Genomic DNA, 20441 nt, shown 5'->3' with positions numbered 1-20441 from the left:
TCCCTAGTTATTAATTTTTGATACTTTTGTAATATTAGGAATCAATGAAATCTGTTGCAAAATACGTTCTTCAATATTTTGATCGACTTCAATTACCATCAATGCTGTTTGGCCACGTTCAATTCTCGATACTTCCATATGCCCAATATTTACATGGTGCATCGCTAAGCAGTTTGCAACGTTTGCAATACATCCAGCACGGTCGTCATGGACAACCAATATTGCTGGCATCCCACCATTTAATCGAAGCTTAAAGCCGTTCACTTCACTAATTTCGATTTTACCCCCACCGATAGAAATCCCTTCTACCGACATTTCGCTTGTTTCGTCACCCATTACTATTCTCGCTGTATTTGGATGCTCTTTATTTGCTGTTTCTGGTATGATTTCAAATTCAAGTCCTTCATTCTTTGCATGCTCAAAGGCTGTTTTTATGCGTTCATCAAATGTATCAAAATCTAATAATCCACCAACTACCGCTACATCTGTACCATGTCCTTTATATGTCTCGGCAAAAGAACCATAAAGATGGATTTTCGCCCATTTAGGTTTTCGGCCAAATAAATCTCTTGCAACTCGTCCGATACGAGCAGCACCCGCTGTATGAGAAGACGATGGTCCAATCATTACTGGACCGATAATGTCAAAAACTGAAGTAAATTTCAACCTACTCTCCCCCTTATTCTCAATTATATTAAAATCTGAAATGATTTGTTATCGAAATTAAATCTATTATTTTAAGCATAGTTTATCATGAAGGATCATAGACACACAAAATATATATTTTTTTGAATACTTCTTTTTTCAGAAAATCGATTAAATAACCTTGAGGGCACGCCACTTGGTGAATATTGGATTGATATTAAGGGTTATTTTAAATTGACTTCTTTTTGATGTTTTTCTTTAAAATACAAAAAAGCTAACCACAAAAAGAAGTTTCTTGTACAACTTTTTGAGGTTAGCTTTTTATTTAGCCTTAAAATATATTCCGACCAATTATTCAATCGAAAGGATAAATGGATATAACGATTGTTTTCCTTCAACAATTTCAACTTCTGCGTCAGGATAGTTTTCTTCGATGAAGCTTGCTAATTCGTTAGCCTCTGCTTCAGAAGCATCTTCACCGTAAATGATTGTGATGATTTCTGAATCCTCATCCACTAAATCAGTTACAACCTTCTGTGCTGCATCCAGCATTTTAGGTGTCGATAAAATGATTTTACCTTCAGCCAATGCCATGTAGTCATCCTTGCGAATTTCTACACCATCAATACTCGTATCGCGAACAGCAAAAGTCACTTGACCCGTTTTCACGTGTGCAAATGCATTCGTCATGCCATCTTTGTTATCGGCTACAGAGCTTTCAGGGTTAAACGCTAGGATAGCTGCCATCCCTTGTGGAATTGTTTTAGTTGCAACAACTGCAGCTTCAATATCTAATAACTCAACTGCTTGTTCAGCAGCCATTACGATGTTTTTGTTATTTGGTAAAATCAGGACGCGTTCAGCATTAATTTCTTTCACTGCCTTAACGATATCCTCAGTTGAAGGGTTCATTGTTTGTCCACCTTCAATAACATAAGATGCGCCTATACTGCGCAGTAATTCAGAAATTCCCTCACCCATAGCAATTGTTACTACAGCATAAGGATGCTTTTCTAGTTTCTTTGGTGCAGGGGCTTGCGTATCTTGATCATTGACAATCGCAGAATGCTGTTCACGCATATTGTCTACTTTGATCTTAATTAGGCTTCCGTATTTCTGACCTGCTGCAAGTACCGCACCTGGCGTTTCAGAGTGGATATGTACTTTTGCAATTTCATCATCCGAAACTACAAGTAATGAATCACCCATTACATTTAGTTCTTCACGGAATTTTGCTTCATCAAATGGTTCCTTCTCTTCTTCAAGTCGAACCATAATTTCTGTACAATAGCCAAACTCAATATCCTCTGTGCTCATAAAATCTTGTGCACGATGATGCTCAGCGCTAATTAAATCATCTAAAGAAGCGTCGTTTTTAGCTGGAAGCGCTTCACCTTTTAATGAGGCAAGGAATCCCTCGTAAACGAATAAAAGTCCTTGGCCACCACTATCTACAACACCAACCTCTTTTAGTACTGGTAATAGGTCTGGTGTACGATCTAGTGAGTTTTTACCTTCACTTACTACTGCTTCCATAACAGCAATGATACTGCTTTCTTCTTGTGCAACCTCAACAGCCTTTGCTGCCGCTTCACGAGCAACTGTTAGAATAGTTCCTTCAACCGGTTTCATAACCGCTTTATAGGCCGTATCTACACCTGCTTGGAATGCATTAGCAAATTGAATCGCATCAATTTCACTGTCTTTTTCAATTGCTTTTCCGAAACCACGGAATAATTGAGATAAGATTACGCCTGAGTTGCCTCGTGCCCCCATTAGTAATCCTTTTGATAAGCTTTGTGCTGTTTTCCCAATATGTTTCCCTGCATTACTTTCTGTTTCTTTTGCACCTGATGTCATGGACAGGTTCATATTTGTACCTGTATCTCCATCTGGAACCGGGAATACGTTTAGAGAGTCAACATAATTTGCATTTTGAGATAAATTATGGGCACCCATTTGCACCATTTCTGCAAATTTGATTCCGTCTAGTGACTTCATCCGATTTAAATCCTCCTCTTACACATTCATAACACGAACGCCTTGAACAAAAATGTTAACTGATTTAACGCTCATACCTAATGTTTTGTTTACTGTGTATTTTACTTTTGACTGAACTTGGTAAGCCACTTCTGAAATTTTCGTTCCATAGCTAACGATAATATACATGTCAATATGAAGGTCTTGTCCTTCTTGACGGATAATTACACCTTTTGCAAAGTTTTCTTTTCGTAAAATATCTGTTAATCCATCACGAATTTGATGTTTAGATGCCATTCCAACAATACCATAGCATTCAATTGCTGCTCCACCAGCAATTTGTGCAATTACATCGTTTGAAATATCGATATGGCCGAAATCATTATTAATTTCTACTGACATGACTTTGCCCCCTTGGCTCATTTTCACTAAATTCTATTGTACTACACAAAAATTGATTATAAAAGAAAACCTTGGTATTCGTCTACATATTGTCTAGTTTTCCTAACTTTTTACAGATAATAAAGTATAACCTATTTCCCACTTCATTAGGCAAATAAGCTTAATATTCTTCTAGTATTTTATAAATTTAGCCTTAATAATATCATAAGTGTTTTTTTAGAAGAATTCCATTTTTAACACTCTATTTCATACTGTAAAGGAATTTTTCTTGAAAGGTTATGTGAAAACTGTTGCATAGCCTTGTTGTGTATGTTAAATTATTAAAGTATGTGAAATAAAGAACTGAAAAACAATCTTTCAGATTCATCTGTAAGGAGGGAATATACATGCCTAAACAATGTGTAGTAACTGGTCGAAAAACTCGTTCAGGCAACAATCGTTCACACGCAATGAACGCTAACAAACGTACTTGGGGTGCAAACTTACAAAAAGTTCGTATTTTAGTGAACGGTAAACCAAAACGTGTATGGGTTTCTGCTCGTGCGCTTAAATCTGGTAAAGTTGAACGCGTTTAATTGTTCGTATTTTAACCTGTAAAACATCAATTTTTACTTTTGTAGAAATTGATGTTTTTTTCTATTGTGATGATAAAAAAGAACTGTCCATGAAGCTTAAAGGACAGTTCTTTTTTTGTTTTAGCGGAAATACCATATGCTACATTAATTTTAAATTTGAAAGCTTTAAAACGAAACTCCAATCAATGGGGAGGTAAGAAACACATGGATGAAAGAATAAAGACATTAGACAAAAAAGTCAGATTAAGTTTGCTCTCGTCCCCACTGATTAGCTACTAAATCAAGAGCTAAGTGCATCACAACACAGCGATTACCAACATGTTAAGATTGGCCACTTTGTGATATCACTTATGTAACCAATTTTCATATTGGCCAATTCAAAGCATGCTTTACTTGCAGCCGTCCCCACCTAATCTTAGTCAATCTAAACTGATACATGATCAGGTTGGGGACTGTGAAATGCAAGCAATTAGACTATTTTTTCTCTTTGTTCTTTCCGCCGCCTGTAAATAAATTAATGCAGCTTCGTGTAAGACTACTAACAAATTTCGGCAATTGAAATGTATAAACTCTCAAATGCTGGCCCTCCTTTTTAGTCACTGCTTCTTATCATTAAACATATGCCTGATGAAAAGGAGATATACCCAAGGCTAGAAATCAATTCATTACTAGTAAAGCGAGAAGTGCCAATTTCAATGCATTCTTTGGTAGTCTCGTATTTTAGACCTCGTATTGTTACATTTTCTACTTCATCCTCATAAGCAAAAAATGAAATATATCGAAACTTTTCATCTCGTATTATAGTATGTTCCCCAGGGAATAGTATGCGAATTTCATTATGAGAGTTTATAATTTTTATGTGAATTTGTGGGTGCTCTTTTTGTAATCGGTACATAGAACGAAGAGCTGCCTCAAAGTGATCTAGCCTTCCTCCTGTAACTCCTGTTAAAAAGATTTCTGTTGGATTATAGGTTAATGCCTTCAATAATGCCAAATCCGTATCTGTCTCATCTTTTTCAGCCTGTACCTTTTCGGCGTTAAGTGCAATAGTAGAAACCCGCTGCCATTCTTCTTTCGATAATGAATCAAAATCACCAACAATATCAGTAGGTACGATGCCCTCTTCTATTAAATAAAGAGCGCCTTTGTCTGCCCCAATAAAAAGTGCATTTCTAGCTTTGAAATCATCAAATGAGCAAAGTTCTCTCTTAGGCCCACCTGAACATACTACAACGCACGTCATTATTGTAATACAGCCTCACCAGCAGCTTTAATCTCCTGTAAGGCCTTGGCACGATCTTCTTTATTATAAATAGCAGAGCCGGCTACAAACATTGTTACTCCAGCTTTAGCACATTCTCCAATCGTTTGGGCAGTTATGCCGCCATCAACTTCGATTTCGATATTTAACCCACGTTCCTTGATGATAGCTGAAAGAGCCTCAATTTTGGGAACTACAGAAGTGATGAATTTTTGACCTCCAAAGCCAGGGTTTACTGTCATAAACAGAACAAAGTCGATGTCTTCTAAAATATGTTGAATCGATTCAATCGGTGTGTGCGGATTTAATACAACGCCCGCTTTCACATTTAGAGATTTAATTAGTTGAATTGTACGGTGTAAATGTCTACATGCCTCTACATGCACGGAAATGTAGTCAGCACCAGCTTTAGCAAATTGTTCGATGTAGTTATCAGGGTTTTCAATCATTAAATGAACATCCAATGGCAATTGTGTAATTGGACGTAATGCCTCAACAACGATTGGTCCCATTGTAATATTGGGTACAAAATGTCCGTCCATAACATCAATATGGATTAGCTCTGCTCCAGCTGCTTCTACTTCCTTCACTTCTTGTCCTAATTTTGCAAAATCTGCAGATAATATCGATGGTGCAATTTTAATCATCACTAATACCTCGGCTTTCGATCAATAATTTCTTGTAAGAATTGTTGATAATGCTCGTAACGATAGCTCTTTACTTCACCCTTTTCAAGGGCATCCTTTACTGCACATTTGGGTTCTTTTATATGTAAGCACCCTCTAAATTTGCACCCTTCACTCAATTTGCTAAATTCAGGGAAACAAGACGTAAGCTCTTCTTTTTCAATCGTATCAAAGTCAAAGGAGCTAAACCCTGGTGTATCAGCTAAAAGACCATCACAAACCTCTATTAGCTCAACATGACGCGTTGTATGCTTACCGCGACCTAGACTTTGAGAAATCACTCCCGTTTCCAATTGTAGCTCGGGAAGTAAAGTGTTTAACATAGTCGATTTCCCTACACCAGATTGACCTGCCAAAACGGATGTATTCCCTTTCAGAATTGGCTGCAAACGATCCATTAAAGAAGCATCCTCTTTATAGGTTTCAATGATTTCATAGCCAATTGCTTTGTAATCATCGATATAGCTTTGAAGCTTCTCTTTTTCCACGTCAGTCAATAAATCTATTTTCGTTAAACAAATGATTGGTTCTACGTTAAAGGACTCTAAAACAACTAAAAAGCGGTCTAATAAAATCGTATTAAAATCTGGTTCCTTTACTGAAAAGACTAATAGCGCTTGGTCGATATTCGCAACCGGTGGACGTACTAGCTCATTAGATCGCGGATGGATTTTCATGATCGTACCATCCGATTCCCCTTCTTTAGTAAAGTCGACAAAATCACCAACGAGCGGTGATTCTCCTCGATTTCGGAAAACACCGCGCCCACGACATTGTAGCAATTCTCCATTGTAATAGACATAATAATAACCACTTAACGCCTTACGGATTTGGCCTTCAGCCATTGTTTCACTCCTCAACACTTTTATATGGAATCGTTTCTTCAGCAATCCTCATTGCATCACGTTCTATTCGATAAGCTGCTGGTTGATCTTCAGTAATTTCTAATTCAATCTTATAATCTGTATCCTCAGTAATTGTAAACTCAGCAAAAGGCTCAACCATTGTATGGGTTTTATCTTGAATAAAGATTCGGACCTGTTGTTCGTCACCTAAATTGACTGGCTCATAAGGAATCTTAATAGTTTTTACGTATAGCTTAGATTCTTTTTCTTTTGGTCCCAATGATACAACCACATAGATTTTACCGCCAAGCTCTAAGCTTCTGTTTGCTTTTGGATCCTGTTCAATTACCTCACCGGCAGGAACATCCTCTGAATATTCTTCTTTAATATCAACCTTAAATCCAGATCTTTGTTCATAGCTCTTTAATGAGGCCTTATTATAGCCTGAAAGGTCCTCTACTGTACCATAGCTTTTACCTTTACTAACCGTTAAAGTAATTTCTGTCTCACCTGGAATAACCTCTTCGCCAGCCTCTGGTTCCTGTCCGATAATTATTCCTTCATTTTCATTTGAATCTTCTTCTATTAAATTTACTTTAAAGTCACTGTTTTCAAGGATAGCGATTACCTGATCAATTTGCTTTCCAGTATAATCGTCCATTGGAACAGTTTCATTTCCTAGGCTCGTGTAAATCGTAATTTCTGTGCCTTCTACACGTGTAACGCCAGCTTTTGGATTTGTTTCAATGACAAGGCCTTCTTCTACATCCTCTGAATGCTTCTCTTTCGTTTCACCAATAGTAAACCCAGCTGTTTCAAGAGTTTCAATAGCCTCTTCAAGCTCTAAATTAGCCACGTCAGGAATTTCAACCTGCTTTGGACTAAGTAAGTTAAATAGTAAAATAGCAGCTAAAATGACAATCAAAAGTGAAGCAAGAATTATTCCAAAAATCTTTCCACGACTTTTTTTCTTCTTCTTTTCGCCTTTTGGCTCTTTTTTATTTTTTGTCAGTTCAACCTTCTCAATCTTACCTATTTCTTGATTTAAAATTTTTGTATTCGCCATATCGCCGATTGGCATTGGCTCTTTTATAATTGGGATAGCTTTTGTTTCATCATCATCGACAGGTGGAGCAAATTTTTGTTCATTTGTACGATTTGGCGATAAAACTGTTAACAGGTCCTCCTCCATCGCTTCAACTGTAGGATATCGATGAAGTGGATTTTTTGCGGTAGCCCTTAACACGACATTTTCCAAGCTTTGTGGAATCGAGGCATCTATCGCTCTAATTGACGGTGTTTCTGCCTGTAAATGCTTTAATGCGATAGATACGGCAGATTCCCCAGAAAATGGAAGTTCACCTGTCAATAATTCATACAATACGATTCCAAGTGCATAAATGTCGGATTGACTTGTTGCAGTTCCTCCACGCGCCTGTTCAGGTGATAGGTAGTGCACTGTCCCAATGACAGAATTAGTTTTCGTATAGCTAGTCGCAGATAATGAGGTTGCAATACCGAAATCGGTAATTTTCACATTCCCTTCAACATCTACCAATATATTTTGCGGCTTAATATCTCGATGAATAATTTGATTTTCATGTGCATGGGTAATTGCTGAAGTTAATTGCTTCATGATTTGAACACTTCTAGCTGGTGATAAAGGCGAAAACTCATTTATGTATTGTTTTAACGTTTTGCCTTTTATATATTCCATCACGATGTAGTGCATATCCTGGTCTTCACCAACATCATAAATACTTACGATATTAGGATGTGTAAGGCTTGTAGCTGATAATGCTTCCCTATGGAAACGCCGATGGAACTCTTCTTCGTTCGTAGCATCATAGCGAAGAATCTTCACAGCCACATCACGGTTAAGAATCATATCGTGCGCTAAATAAACATTCGACATTCCGCCTCCGCCAATGAGGTCTAAAATCTTATAACGGTCATTTAATCGTTTTCCTTCAAGCATCTCTACACCTCCCCATCGTTAGATAATAAAATTACTGAAATATTATCTTCTCCACCTGAATCATTCGCCAGCTGAATTAGCTTCTTACCTTTTTCCTCGATTGATAAAGGCAAGGTTAAAATGGCTGCCATCTCTTCAGTGGTAAGTTTATTACTTAAACCATCAGAACAGATTAATACATTTGATGCATCTTCTACTTGTAGCTCATAGAAATCTGGTTCAATGGTACTTTCCGTACCAAGCGACTTTACAATAAAGTTTTTTTGAGGATGATTTTCTGCTTCCTCTTCACTAATTTCCCCATACTCCACCAGGAAATTTACATAAGAGTGATCCTTCGTAATTAACGTGACCGAATCAGCCGTAAAATAATAGACTCTACTATCCCCAATATGTCCTATTAAACAGTCGTATTCATCAATTAGCATCGCAATTAAGGTTGTTCCCATCCCTTTACAGCTTTCGTGTAATAAGGAATGGTTATAAACCTTTTCATTAACTGACTGAATTGTTTCTAGCATCCATTGTCTTTTGGCCTCAGTTGAGTCTAGCTGCGTTACATCTAAGTTAAGAAAATATGATTTCATCTCTTCAATCGCCATTTCACTAGCAACATCACCAGCATTATGACCACCCATTCCATCTGCTAAAATGGCGAGCTTAAAGCGATCGGGATGCTCAAAAAAAGCAACCCGATCCTCATTAACCATACGTTTACGCCCCACATCACTTTCGACTGTAAACTTCACATAAGTCACCTGCCTACTTTGTTTCTTCTTGACGTTCTTGTGCACGTAACTGTCCACAAGCTGCAGCAATATCCGCGCCTTGCTCACGGCGAATTGTTACGTTAATGCCACGTTTCTTTAAAGTTTTTTCAAACGCAAAAATACTGTTTCGTGATGTACGAATATAATCACGCTCTGGCACATAGTTGATAGGAATTAAGTTTACATGGCATTTGATGCCTTTTATTAGAGCTGCTAATTCTTCTGCAACTTCAACTGAATCATTTTCACCTGACATTAGACCATACTCAAAGCTCACACGACGTCCTGTTTTGTTCGTATAATAACGAACCGCCTCTAATAGATCTTCAAGCTTGTAGGCACGAGCAATCGGCATTAATTTTTGACGTGCTTCTTGGTTTGGTGCATGTAGTGAGACCGCGAAATTGATTTGTAATTCTTCATCTGCAAATTCGTAAATTTTAGGCACAATACCTGATGTAGATACGGTAATATGACGTGCACCAATATTTAACCCCTTGTCATTATTGATGACCTTTAAGAAGTTCATCATAGCATCATAGTTATCGAATGGTTCACCAATTCCCATAATAACAATATGAGAAACACGTTCGCCTTCTTTATCTAACTCTTGTTGTACCTTTACAACCTGTTCAACAATTTCACCGGCTAATAAGTGACGTTTTAGCCCACCTAGTGTTGAGGCACAGAATGTACAACCGATACGACAACCTACTTGTGTAGTTACACAAACAGAATTTCCATATTCATGGCGCATTAATACAGTCTCGATTGAATAGCCATCTTGAAGTTGGAATAAAAATTTGATTGTACCATCTTTTGATTCCTGTTTAATAATTGTAGATAATGTTGTTAATAAGAAATTCTCTGCTAATTTTTCGCGTAATGCTTTTGAAAGGTTTGACATCTCTTCGAAGGTTTTTACACGTTTTTCATATAACCATTCATAAATTTGTCCAGCACGGAAAGCTTTTTCACCGTTTGCTGTTAACCATTCTCCTAATTGATCAGGACGCAGTGAATAAATTGATTCTTTTAATTTTGGTTTTTCTTTCTTCTCACGACGAACCGGCTTTTCTTCTGACTTTTCTTCTGGCTTTTGTTCAGCCTCTTCTACCAAGTCTTGTATACGTTCAATAAATTTATTTTCATCCATTAGTCTTTAGGATTCTCCTTTTATGTCTAATCTTGTTTGTTTTTTCGGAAGGCAGCTACAAAAAATCCATCGCTCCCAAAATCTTGTGGGAATACTTGTAGCATACCACCCTGGCTTTTTTCTAAAAGTTCTTTTGGTAAATTTTCTAACGGGACAGCTTCCATTTCAGGATGAGACGCTAAAAACGCTTGAACAGTTTCTTCGTTTTCCTCTTTATTTATAGTACATGTACTATAAACTAGTCTCCCACCCTTTTTAAGAACCTTCACCGCATTATCCAAAAGCTGAAGCTGAATTTCATGAAGTCTTGATAAGTCTTCTTCACGCTTTGTATATTTAATATCAGGTTTGCGTCTCATTACACCCAATCCTGAACACGGCGCATCTACTAATACAGCATCAAAGGATTCCGCTTCTAGAAATTCTGCCGCTTTACGCCCATCAACTGGTGCAGTTTGGATGATTTCTAAGCCTAGACGATTACTTGTCTCATCGATTAAGTCCAATTTATGTGGATGTAGGTCTGTAGCTAAGATAGAACCTTCATTTTTCATTTTTTCAGCCATATGAGTTGTTTTCCCGCCTGGTGCTGCACACATATCCAATACACGCCAGCCCGGCTGTGGGTTAAGGGCATTTGCAGGCATCATCGAGCTTTCATCCTGAATCGTAATATAGCCATCTTTAAACGCCTTTGTACGAGAAGCTTGGCCACTCAATAAGTGCAGGCATTCAGGAATGACCTTACTCTGCTCAGCTTTTACACCTTCTTCTTCTAATAGAGCAAGTACTACTTCTACTGTAGCTTTTGCCGTATTTACACGAATCGATGCAATTGGTGGTAGATTATTTTCTTTGAGCATTTCTTTTGTTTTTTCAAATCCATATGCTTCGATAAATCGTGCTACTAGCCAATCTGGATGGCTTGTTTCAATTGCTAGTCGCTTTGTAGAATCCGTAATTTCCTCAGTAGAACGAACTCCCTGACGTAAAATAGAGCGTAATACACCATTCACCACTGATGCAATCCCTTTATGACCTCTACGTTTTGCAATTTCCACTGCTTCGTTTACCGCGGCATGATCTGGAACACGATCTAAAAAAACGATTTGATAAAGTGAAAGACGAAGAAGCCACTTTACCCAAAGGTCCATCTTTCCTTTGATAAACGGCTCTAAATAGTAATCTAGTGTGTACTTATACTGAAGAGTACCATAAGTAAGTTCAGTTAGTAGAGCTCGATCTTTTGCTTCGATTTTATATTTGTTTATCGTCTGGTTTAGTAAAAGGTTACTGTATGCTTGATGTTTGTCTACTGCTAATAGGATTGTTAGTGCTGCATCTCGAACATTGCCGTCCCAAATTTGTTCTTTCTTTTTTGTCATTCAAATTGGTCCCCTATCGCTAGCTTCGATCCTGTCCCACGCAGGTAGTCTTGTGCTGTCATTCTTTTTTTCCCAGCAGGCTGTAATTCATATATCACGATAGACTTCCCGTCACCTGTTGCAACTTCAAAGCTATCGTTTTCAATTTTCACAACTTGACCTGGTGTGTGTGTTGTTACACTGTCGCCTTCTTTTACAGACCATAATTTCACATTCTCGCCTTGGAAGGTTGTATAGGCTGTTGGCCATGGCGTTAAACCACGAACTTGGTTGAACACATTTCTAGCTCCGTTTGACCAATCCACACGTTCCTGTTCGCGAGAGATATTATGGGCGAAGGTTACTTTTTCTTCATCCTGAGGAATTCGTTCATTTTTCCCTTCGATAATTATAGGCAATGTTTCTTTTAATAGTTCTCTTCCAACTACGCTTAACTTCTCGAACATTGTCCCTGTATTATCTTCATCCTCAATAGAGATGGCACGTTGTGTAATTATATCCCCAGCATCCAATTTCTCTGCCATGTACATAATCGTTACACCCGTTTTTTCTTCTCCATCAATGATCGCTTGGTGGATTGGTGCTCCGCCACGATACTTTGGTAAAAGTGAAGCATGTACATTAATGCAGCCAAGAGGAGGTGCATCCAGTAAGCTTTTAGGTAAAATTTGCCCAAAGGCTGCTGTAATAACTATATCTGGCTTCAAATTGATAATTTCTAGTAGCTCCTCAGAATTACGCAATTTTTCAGGTTGAATAACTGGCAGCCCTAAACGTAAAGCCTCTGCTTTAACTGGTGGAGGTGTTAACACTCTCTTACGACCAACTGGACGATCGGGCTGAGTAACAACTGCTAATATCTCGTACCCTTCCTCTTGAATCATTCGTAAAATTGGAACCGAAAAATCTGGTGTTCCCATAAAAACAACTGAAGTCATTCTTATTCCTCCTCACCATACATTTGAGCTAGCTCTTCCTCTGTGACAACTCGAATTAGTTTAGAATCAAATAAAATACCATCTAAATGATCGATTTCGTGGAGAATCGCACGAGCATCAAAGCCACCAGCTTCTAGCTCATAAACACGACCTTCACGATCACATGCTTCAATTTTCACATAAGTTGGGCGTTCGACCTCACCAAATAGGTTTGGGAAGCTTAAGCAGCCCTCTATATCAACCTCTGCACCAGAGGTTTCAATTACAGTTGGATTAATCATTTCTAAAACATCACGTTCTTCGCCAAGCTCTACAATTGCCACTCGTAATGGGACATTAATTTGTGGAGCTGCAATCCCAACCCCATCATGCTCAACCATCGTGTCATATAAATCATCAAGAAGTGTAATAATTTCTTCGTTAATCTCTGTTACTTCTTTACATTTCTCTGTAAGCACCTTTGCTGGATGCTCTACTACTTCTTTAATTGCCATTATTATTACCTCTTTCTACACTTCTTTAAGCTTATTATTATCAGAATTCGCAGCATCATATCTAACTCTACTAATCCTGTTTAAATCATGTTCGGATCTAAATCTACAGTCAAATTAATTCCTTTTTTAATCCAATCTGAACGGTAAATTTTGATCAGTTGCAATAAGGTTGGGATTAAATCTGGCTCTACCTTGTATTTTATCAAACATTGATAACGATATCTATTTTGGAGACGACTGATGCCAGAAGCGGTCGGCCCAATGATTGAAACATTAAAAGAAAGCTGTGAGCGCAACCACTCTACTGCTTTTCCTGCATAATCCGCAGCCATCAATACATCCTCGTGAGATACTTGTATCAACGCTAAATAATAGTAAGGTGGATAGCCTGCTTGATGGCGCATATGCATTTCACGTTCATAAAATGGGTCATATTCCTGTGCTTCTGATAATTCAATCGCATAATGTTCAGGTGTATAGGTTTGTACAACTACTTCGCCTGGCTTTTCATGTCTTCCAGCTCGTCCACTTACCTGTGTTAAAAGCTGGAATGTTTTTTCTGCAGCTCTGAAATCGGGTAAATGCAGCGACGTATCTGCACTAAGCACCCCTACTAATGTAATGTTAGGATAATCGAGACCCTTCGCAATCATTTGGGTGCCTAGTAAAACATCTGCTTCTCCATCACCAAACGCCTGTAATAGTTGTTCATGCGATCCCTTAGCACGCGTCGTATCAACATCCATCCTCAGTACTCTAATTCCTGGAAAGAATTTTGCTAATTCCTCCTCCACCTTTTGCGTTCCTGTTCCGAAATATCGAATATGGTCGCTCTGACATTGTGGACAGGTTTTTGGCACATGTATTTCGTAGCCACAGTAATGACATTTACATTTTTCATTTTTCCTGTGATAGGTTAAGGAGATATCACAATTTTCGCATTGCAGGACTGTTCCACAATCCCGACACATAACGAAGGATGAATAGCCGCGGCGATTTAAAAACAGAACGATTTGTTCCTTTTTTTCCAAACGAATCTGGATAGATTCCATAAGACTTTGAGAGAACATTGAGCGATTCCCTTTTTTCAATTCATCACGCATATCGACAATTTGAACCTTGGGTAATGATTGCTTTAATGCACGCTCCTTTAATGTCAGTAATGTATAGACATTTTTCTTTGCACGGGCAAAGGATTCTAGTGAAGGTGTTGCACTTCCCAAAATAACCGGACAGTTATGATACTTGCTTCTCCAAATGGCTACATCGCGAGCATGGTATCTTGGTGAATCCTCTTGCTTATACGTCGATTCATGTTCTTCGTCTAAGATGATAATTCCGACGTTTTCAAAGGGAGCAAAAACAGCCGAACGAGCACCAACAACTACCTTTACTTTGCCTTGGTGAATTTTTCTCCACTCATCATACTTTTCACCAACTGATAAACCGCTGTGCATAACCGCTACTAATTCACCAAATCGAGAGCGAAATCGCTCCGTCATTTGTGGTGTTAAGGAGATTTCAGGAACTAGGACAATCGCTTCTTTCCCATCATTTAATACCTTGGCGATAGTTTGTAAATAGACTTCTGTTTTACCACTACCGGTAACACCCTGGAGTAAAAAGGTCTTTGGTTCTTGTCCTTCGATTGCGTTCATAATTTGATTTAATGCTACGGACTGTTCATCTGTTAAATTTAAAAAATTTGTTCTTTTAACCTCTTTTGTAAAAGGATCTCGATAGACCTCTTCTTGAACAAAGGCTGCTGCACCTAGGTCAACTACTGCATTTAACACTTGGGCTGAAGTATGCATCTCTTTATAGATAACTTCTGGATTCATTATTTCACCAGCATGAAGCTGCATCCATTCCACAAGTTGCTTTTGCTTTTTAGCACGATTTGAAATATTCGCCTGGATGTCAGCTAGCTTTTGGTTGTCTTCTATGATTTGAACTTTTCTAACTTCCTTTACTTTTCCCTTTTGCTTTACGACATTTGCGATTGAAACCTGCTTATTTTTTATCGCTGCTTTCAACTGAGGAAGTAGGTTGTTTTTTTCAAATACATTTAAATTAATCTGCTGTGAGGCTCTAAAAATTTCCTGAAGCGGCTCAGGTAAAAGTTCCAATTCAGTTTGCAGATTTGCGATTTTTTCATATTTAGCTCTTAAGGCAGAAGGTAGCATCACCTGTAGAGCATCGATTTCATAACAGATGGTTTCATTTTTCAGCCATTTTGCAAGATCTAGCATTTCACCAGTTAAAACGGGTTCAATATCAAGAACCTGCGAGACTGGTTTTATCTTTTCTATAGGGACATCGGTTTCGTTTTTAATAGCTACAACAAATCCGAGTACATTTCGTGGTCCAAATGGTACTTTAACGCGACATCCCGTTTCGATTATTTGTGTCATTTCAGCAGGTACTAGATAATCGAAGGGACGATCGACAGGATATGCAGCAACGTCCACGATAACTTGCGCAACGGTGATCATTTTTCTTTTACTTCTTCTTTAAAAAAGTCGACCACAATTTGTGTTATCTTTTCTGGTTCTTCTAGTCGCCCTTTACCGACATACCCACAGGCTAAAAATCCTTCTGACGGCTCGATAAAGGAACATCCATCCTCTGCAAGCTGAGCAATATTGCGTTTTACAGCAGGATGATCATACATATGTACGTTCATGGCAGGAGCTAGCCAGACAGGACAGGTAGCAGCAAGTAAAGTAGTCGTCACCATGTCATCTGCTATACCGTTGGCAAGTTTTCCGATCACGTTTGCCGTAGCTGGAGCGACTAGAATTAGGTCGGCCCAATCAGCTAAATCAATGTGTGCGATTTTACTTGAGTCTTTTTCGTCAAAAGTATCAAAGAATACATCGTTTTTTGACATGACCTGAAACGTTAGAGGTGTTACAAATTCCCTTGCGGATTCAGTCATAATGACTTTTACGTTGAACTGTGCTTTTGTTAGTTGACTCACAAGTGCTACTGCTTTATAGACTGCAATCCCGCCTGATACGCAAAGCAAAATATTTTTTTGCATGGCTAATCTCCTTTCAAATGACAAGCTCCCAAAGAAATATTCTTCGGGAGCTTCTTAATAACAACTTATCTACAAACAAATTCAGAACTAGAAATTAAAGTTTGGAGAGCGACAAAAAATGTACTATATACACCTCAAACAGTTTTTAACAAGGATTCTAATAATAGTATTTTAATTGAGCGTTCGGAAGCACACAAGCCGCAGAGCCACCTTGAAGTGTCTCTCCGACTTGTCTATGTGCTTTTGTGAAGGCCCGCTCAATATAGTCTATTGTTCTAATACTTCGGAAATTTTTGCGCAGCTTACACGGTAGGCTGCGAGTTCTACAATTAATACCTTTCCCAAATACTGTTAAAGATACATTTGATCCGCTCTGTCTAATGTTACAAATTTAATGTATCTATTAATTAAACTTCGTCTTCGTAAATTGTTGATGCGTCTTGTTTTTCTTTTTTTAGTACGCCAGCTGCTACTTCTTCTAGTGCTTTACCTACTGGTTTGTAAGAAACGTATTTGGCTAATTGCTCGTTACCCTCTTCTTGCATTTGACGAGCACGTTTTGAAGCTAAACTCACTAAAGAGTATTTTGAATCGATTTTGTTTTTTAAAGCGTCAATAGATGGGTATAACATATAATTTATTCTCCTCTCAACATAGACAAATAGGTTTTTTCAATACGTTCACGACGGCAATGCTCAGCGACAATGATTGCATTTATTTTATCACATGCGTTTTGAATTTCATCGTTTTCAACCACATAATCATATAAACTCATCATTTCAAGCTCATTACGTGCCGTATCAATTCTCTTTTTAATAATTTCTTCTGTTTCAGTACCGCGTCCAATTAGACGATTTTGCAACTCAGAAATACTTGGTGGCGCCAAGAAGATGAAAAGAGCATCTGGAGCTTTTTCACGAATTTGAGCTGCTCCTTGCACTTCTATTTCAAGAAATACATCACGACCTGCATCCAAGGTTTCATTTACATAGGCAAGTGGCGTGCCATAATAGTTACCGACAAACTCAGCATGCTCTAATAAGCCGCCTTCTTCAATAAGCGCTTCAAATTCATTACGTGATTTAAAGAAGTAATCTACTCCATCAATTTCACCTTCACGAGGCAAGCGAGTTGTCATTGAAATCGAATATTCATAATTAGTGCCGGCCTTAGAAAAAAGTTCTTTACGTACTGTTCCTTTACCGACACCAGATGGGCCTGATAGAACAATTAATAAACCTCGTTCTTTTCTCATTGTTCTCAAATTCTCCCTTACTTACTGCTTTTACAACAATATTTTTAATGATTACTACAGTATAAAGTAAAATTTTAAATTGTGGGGACTTTTTTATTCTTCTACTTATAAAGTTAAATCGATGAGGTTTTAACAAGAAGTGAAATTCCCATTAAATAGAAGACTCCTTTTATATAGAGGATTCTTGCCACTTTAAAGGGTGATACTTTTATTATTCAATATTTTGTACTTGTTCACGCATTTTTTCTAGAATTGTTTTAGATTGAACAACTGCTAGTGAAATCTCGGAATTTTGATTTTTAGAACCAATCGTATTAATTTCCCGGTGCATTTCCTGCATTAAGAAATCTAATTTACGTCCAATAGACTCTGACTCTTCAATTGTACTTTCCAACTGTTTAAAGTGACTAGTCAAACGATCCAGTTCCTCAGAGATATCAATTTTTTCAGCGAAAATTGCCACTTCTGCCAACAATCGATCTTCTAGTTCATCTAAATTACCAATTTCTTTTATGCGATCAATTAGTTTATCTCGAAACTTATTGACAGCTTCACCAGATAATCCCCTAATACGTTGGATTAATTCTTTTAACTGGCGATTAAAACTTGTCAAAATTTGTTTCAGCTGCTGACCTTCTTGAATCCGCATTTCAACTAATTTTTCTGCAGCCTCTTTAACTGCGAGTCCAATCGATGTCATTAACTCTTCAGGGGCTAATTCCTGTTTTTCATAAGATATAACATTCTCTAATGAAAGAATTTCTTTCATCGACCATTTCTCTTCTATAGAAACGACTTCTTGAAGCTGTTCCTTAGCCTTTTGATAAGCTTCAACTAATGGCCAATTGATTTGGATAGCTAACTTCTCATTCCCAATGGTTTTCAAATCAATCGCAACATCAATTTTCCCACGTTTCACATATTGTGATAATTGTTTTTTTGTTGCGATTTCAGCCTCAAACCACTCTTTTGGAAACTTCGTATAAATTTCTAAAAAACGATGATTCACTGAACGAATTTCCACAGTGAGTTGATAGTTATTCGTAGCTGTGACACCCCTGCCAAAACCGGTCATACTACGCACCAAGGTCATCACACCTTTCTTTGCATACTATTCCAAGTATAACACATTTAAGTAAATTTTTAATCTAAGAGGTTTATAAAAAGTAAATATTGGAGGAAACGTGCTAGAACTGTAGTATAATGTGAAATAGATTTTTTCTATCTAATAAGAAACAGAAGAATTTTCACCATTTTCAAATTGATTTTTAGAAAAGAGGAACACAATCATGGCTTTTGATGGATTATTTACATTTGCAATGGCAAATGAATTAAAAAAAATAGAAACTGGTCGTATAACTAAAATTCACCAACCTAACGCCATTGAAATTGTATTACACATACGGGCAAATGGCGAGAATTTCAAATTATTAAGCTCTATTCACCCATCTTACGCTCGAGTACATTTAACCGGGCATTCGATTGATAATCCTTCTGAACCACCGATGTTTTGCATGCTACTTCGTAAACACATAGAAGGCGGCTTTATTCATACCATTGAAACAGACCCCTTTGAACGAGTTATTTCATTAAATATTGAAAGTAAAAATGAAATTGGGGACCAAATTTTTAGAAAGCTAACAATCGAAATAATGGGACGACATAGTAATATTATTTTGATTGATAAGGAAAACAGCAAAATTATTGATAGCTTGAAGCATTTACCTCCATCTATTAATAGCTATCGTACAGTGTTACCTGGACAGCTCTATATCACACCGCCTGAGCAAAACAAAAAGAATCCCTTACTGGTTAGTGATGAAGAAATAAATCAATTTTTCACTGAGGAAACTTCAACAAAAGAAATTGTTGAACAATTTAAAGGCTTCTCGCCAACCCATGCACAGGAGTTATTGCATCGACTACAAGGTGACGATAAAGTAACTCATTTCCGAGGTTTTCTTGATGAAATTGTAAAAAGTGCCCGTCCAACCTATATCGAGGTTGATCGAAAAATCTTTTTCTCGCCTACAAAGCTAACACATTTAGAAGGTGCAGAAACAGCCTATGAAACACTAAGTATTCTTTTAGACCGTACTTTCTTTGCACGTGCCGAACGTGATCGTGTAAAGCAGCAAGCCGGAGACCTAGAACGTTGGCTTCAAAATGAGCTTAACAAATTGAAGCTTAAAATCAAAAAGCTTCAAAAGGACTTAGATCATGCATCTAAACTCGACAAGTTCCAGCTTTATGGCGAATTGTTAATGGCCAATCTCTACTTATTTGAGAAAGGCATGAAGGAGGTTACGGTTTCCAATTACTATAGTGAAGCTGGTGAACAAATTACAATTCCTATAAGTGAACGAAAAACTCCTGTTGAAAATGCTCAAAGCTATTATAGTAAATATAATAAAGCTAAAAACGCTCTTATAATGGTTAAAGAGCAGCTGGAAAAAACGGAAAGTGAAATTCAGTATTTCGAAATGCTAATGGCTCAGGTTAACCAAGCATCCCCTGCAGATATCGAGGAAATTCGTGAAGAACTAGCAGAGCAAGGTTATCTTCGCCTCCGTGCAAGCAAAAAGAAGAAAAAACCGACGAAGCCTTCGCCAGAATCCTTTGTTTCTTCTACTGGAATACCGATTTCTGTCGGAAAAAATAATAAACAAAACGATTATCTAACCTTCAAGCTCGCAAAAAAATCAGAGATTTGGCTACATACGAAGGATATCCCAGGCTCACACGTCGTTATCCATTCAAACGAACCCGATGAATCAACTCTACATGAAGCAGCAACTTTAAGTGCTTATTTTAGTAAAGCTAGAGATTCTTCCTCAGTTCCTGTCGATTATACTGAAATTCGACAAGTAAAAAAGCCAAATGGATCTAAGCCTGGTTTTGTTATATATTTCGAACAAAAGACACTTTATGTCACACCAGATGAAGAGCTTGTTATGAAGTTAAAAAAATAAAATTAAAATAATTTTCCTGATCTAAGAAGATTTTCACCTTCTTAGATCTTTTT

At 37.6% G+C, this 20441-nt stretch carries 19 protein-coding genes and 1 pseudogene; 2 read left to right on the top strand and 18 right to left on the bottom strand.

The annotated features are described in order from the left end of the window. Window positions 1-3: 3 nt before the first annotated feature. From sdaAB to LG296_RS06050, 3 genes are all read right to left on the bottom strand, one after another. Window positions 4-666, bottom strand: a complete 663-nt coding sequence (gene sdaAB / locus LG296_RS06060; protein ID WP_107933938.1) for an L-serine ammonia-lyase, iron-sulfur-dependent subunit beta — start codon at window positions 664-666, stop codon at window positions 4-6. A 330-nt stretch (window positions 667-996) separates the two neighbouring features. After that, the gene (locus LG296_RS06055; protein WP_107933936.1) at window positions 997-2646 is read right to left on the bottom strand and encodes a DAK2 domain-containing protein; all 1650 of its coding nucleotides are present in this window, start codon (window positions 2644-2646) and stop codon (window positions 997-999) included. 18 nt (window positions 2647-2664) lie between these two features. Next, window positions 2665-3027: an Asp23/Gls24 family envelope stress response protein gene (locus LG296_RS06050; protein ID WP_036202871.1), complete on the bottom strand. Its 363-nt coding sequence runs from the start codon at window positions 3025-3027 to the stop codon at window positions 2665-2667. A gap of 386 nt (window positions 3028-3413) precedes the next feature. Here LG296_RS06050 and rpmB point away from each other — a divergent pair, with 386 nt between their 5' ends. After that, complete coding sequence (gene rpmB, locus LG296_RS06045) at window positions 3414-3602, top strand: 50S ribosomal protein L28 (RefSeq protein ID WP_036202868.1); 189 nt, start codon at window positions 3414-3416, stop codon at window positions 3600-3602. A gap of 474 nt (window positions 3603-4076) precedes the next feature. Here the strand turns inward: rpmB and spoVM are convergent, their stop codons facing one another. The 15 genes and pseudogenes from spoVM to LG296_RS05970 all read right to left on the bottom strand — a co-directional run bounded on the left by spoVM (window position 4077) and on the right by LG296_RS05970 (window position 18491). After that, a complete protein-coding gene (gene spoVM / locus LG296_RS06040) occupies window positions 4077-4178 on the bottom strand; it encodes a stage V sporulation protein SpoVM (protein ID WP_107933935.1) in 102 nt (33 codons plus the stop codon). Between the two features lie 16 nt (window positions 4179-4194). After that, a complete protein-coding gene (locus LG296_RS06035) occupies window positions 4195-4845 on the bottom strand; it encodes a thiamine diphosphokinase (RefSeq protein WP_107933933.1) in 651 nt (216 codons plus the stop codon). Beyond that, window positions 4845-5510: a ribulose-phosphate 3-epimerase gene (gene rpe, locus LG296_RS06030; RefSeq protein WP_107933931.1), complete on the bottom strand. Its 666-nt coding sequence runs from the start codon at window positions 5508-5510 to the stop codon at window positions 4845-4847. The genes LG296_RS06035 and rpe overlap by 1 nt, the downstream gene beginning before the upstream one ends. 2 nt (window positions 5511-5512) lie before the next feature. After that, window positions 5513-6394 carry a ribosome small subunit-dependent GTPase A gene (gene rsgA, locus LG296_RS06025; protein ID WP_107933929.1) on the bottom strand — a complete coding sequence of 294 codons (882 nt, stop codon included), beginning with the start codon at window positions 6392-6394 and terminating at the stop codon, window positions 5513-5515. A 4-nt stretch (window positions 6395-6398) separates the two neighbouring features. Beyond that, window positions 6399-8372 (bottom strand): Stk1 family PASTA domain-containing Ser/Thr kinase, encoded by a 1974-nt coding sequence (gene pknB / locus LG296_RS06020; RefSeq protein WP_107933928.1) that lies wholly within the window; start codon window positions 8370-8372, stop codon window positions 6399-6401. 2 nt (window positions 8373-8374) lie between these two features. Further along, window positions 8375-9121 (bottom strand): Stp1/IreP family PP2C-type Ser/Thr phosphatase, encoded by a 747-nt coding sequence (locus LG296_RS06015; RefSeq protein WP_107933926.1) that lies wholly within the window; start codon window positions 9119-9121, stop codon window positions 8375-8377. Window positions 9122-9134: 13 nt separating this feature from the next. Further along, window positions 9135-10298: a 23S rRNA (adenine(2503)-C(2))-methyltransferase RlmN gene (rlmN, locus tag LG296_RS06010; RefSeq protein ID WP_107933924.1), complete on the bottom strand. Its 1164-nt coding sequence runs from the start codon at window positions 10296-10298 to the stop codon at window positions 9135-9137. A gap of 26 nt (window positions 10299-10324) precedes the next feature. Further along, window positions 10325-11683, bottom strand: coding sequence for a 16S rRNA (cytosine(967)-C(5))-methyltransferase RsmB (gene rsmB, locus LG296_RS06005; protein ID WP_107933922.1), 1359 nt, complete (start codon window positions 11681-11683; stop codon window positions 10325-10327). Next, window positions 11680-12621, bottom strand: a complete 942-nt coding sequence (gene fmt, locus LG296_RS06000; RefSeq protein WP_251397179.1) for a methionyl-tRNA formyltransferase — start codon at window positions 12619-12621, stop codon at window positions 11680-11682. The genes rsmB and fmt overlap by 4 nt, the downstream gene beginning before the upstream one ends. 2 nt (window positions 12622-12623) lie before the next feature. Beyond that, a complete protein-coding gene (def, locus tag LG296_RS05995) occupies window positions 12624-13115 on the bottom strand; it encodes a peptide deformylase (protein WP_251397176.1) in 492 nt (163 codons plus the stop codon). 80 nt (window positions 13116-13195) lie between these two features. Continuing rightward, on the bottom strand, window positions 13196-15610 hold the full coding sequence (gene priA / locus LG296_RS05990) for a primosomal protein N' (protein ID WP_404427667.1): 2415 nt from the start codon (window positions 15608-15610) through the stop codon (window positions 13196-13198). A gap of 5 nt (window positions 15611-15615) precedes the next feature. Then, a pseudogene (gene coaBC, locus LG296_RS05985) lies at window positions 15616-16161 on the bottom strand (bifunctional phosphopantothenoylcysteine decarboxylase/phosphopantothenate--cysteine ligase CoaBC); the annotation flags it as partial. 407 nt (window positions 16162-16568) lie between these two features. Then, window positions 16569-16793: a DNA-directed RNA polymerase subunit omega gene (gene rpoZ, locus LG296_RS05980; RefSeq protein WP_107933913.1), complete on the bottom strand. Its 225-nt coding sequence runs from the start codon at window positions 16791-16793 to the stop codon at window positions 16569-16571. Window positions 16794-16798: 5 nt separating this feature from the next. Continuing rightward, window positions 16799-17416 (bottom strand): guanylate kinase, encoded by a 618-nt coding sequence (gene gmk / locus LG296_RS05975; RefSeq protein ID WP_251397171.1) that lies wholly within the window; start codon window positions 17414-17416, stop codon window positions 16799-16801. Between the two features lie 211 nt (window positions 17417-17627). Continuing rightward, complete coding sequence (locus LG296_RS05970) at window positions 17628-18491, bottom strand: YicC/YloC family endoribonuclease (RefSeq protein WP_404427666.1); 864 nt, start codon at window positions 18489-18491, stop codon at window positions 17628-17630. 214 nt (window positions 18492-18705) lie between these two features. Between LG296_RS05970 and LG296_RS05965 the strand changes: the two genes are divergently transcribed. Beyond that, window positions 18706-20388: an NFACT family protein gene (locus tag LG296_RS05965; protein WP_404427665.1), complete on the top strand. Its 1683-nt coding sequence runs from the start codon at window positions 18706-18708 to the stop codon at window positions 20386-20388. The last annotated feature ends 53 nt before the right edge of the window (window positions 20389-20441 follow it).

The sequence above is a fragment of the Ureibacillus chungkukjangi genome, assembly GCF_044795995.1.
Classification (GTDB): domain Bacteria; phylum Bacillota; class Bacilli; order Bacillales_A; family Planococcaceae; genus Ureibacillus; species Ureibacillus chungkukjangi.
This window is presented reverse-complemented; position numbering and strand designations above follow the sequence as displayed.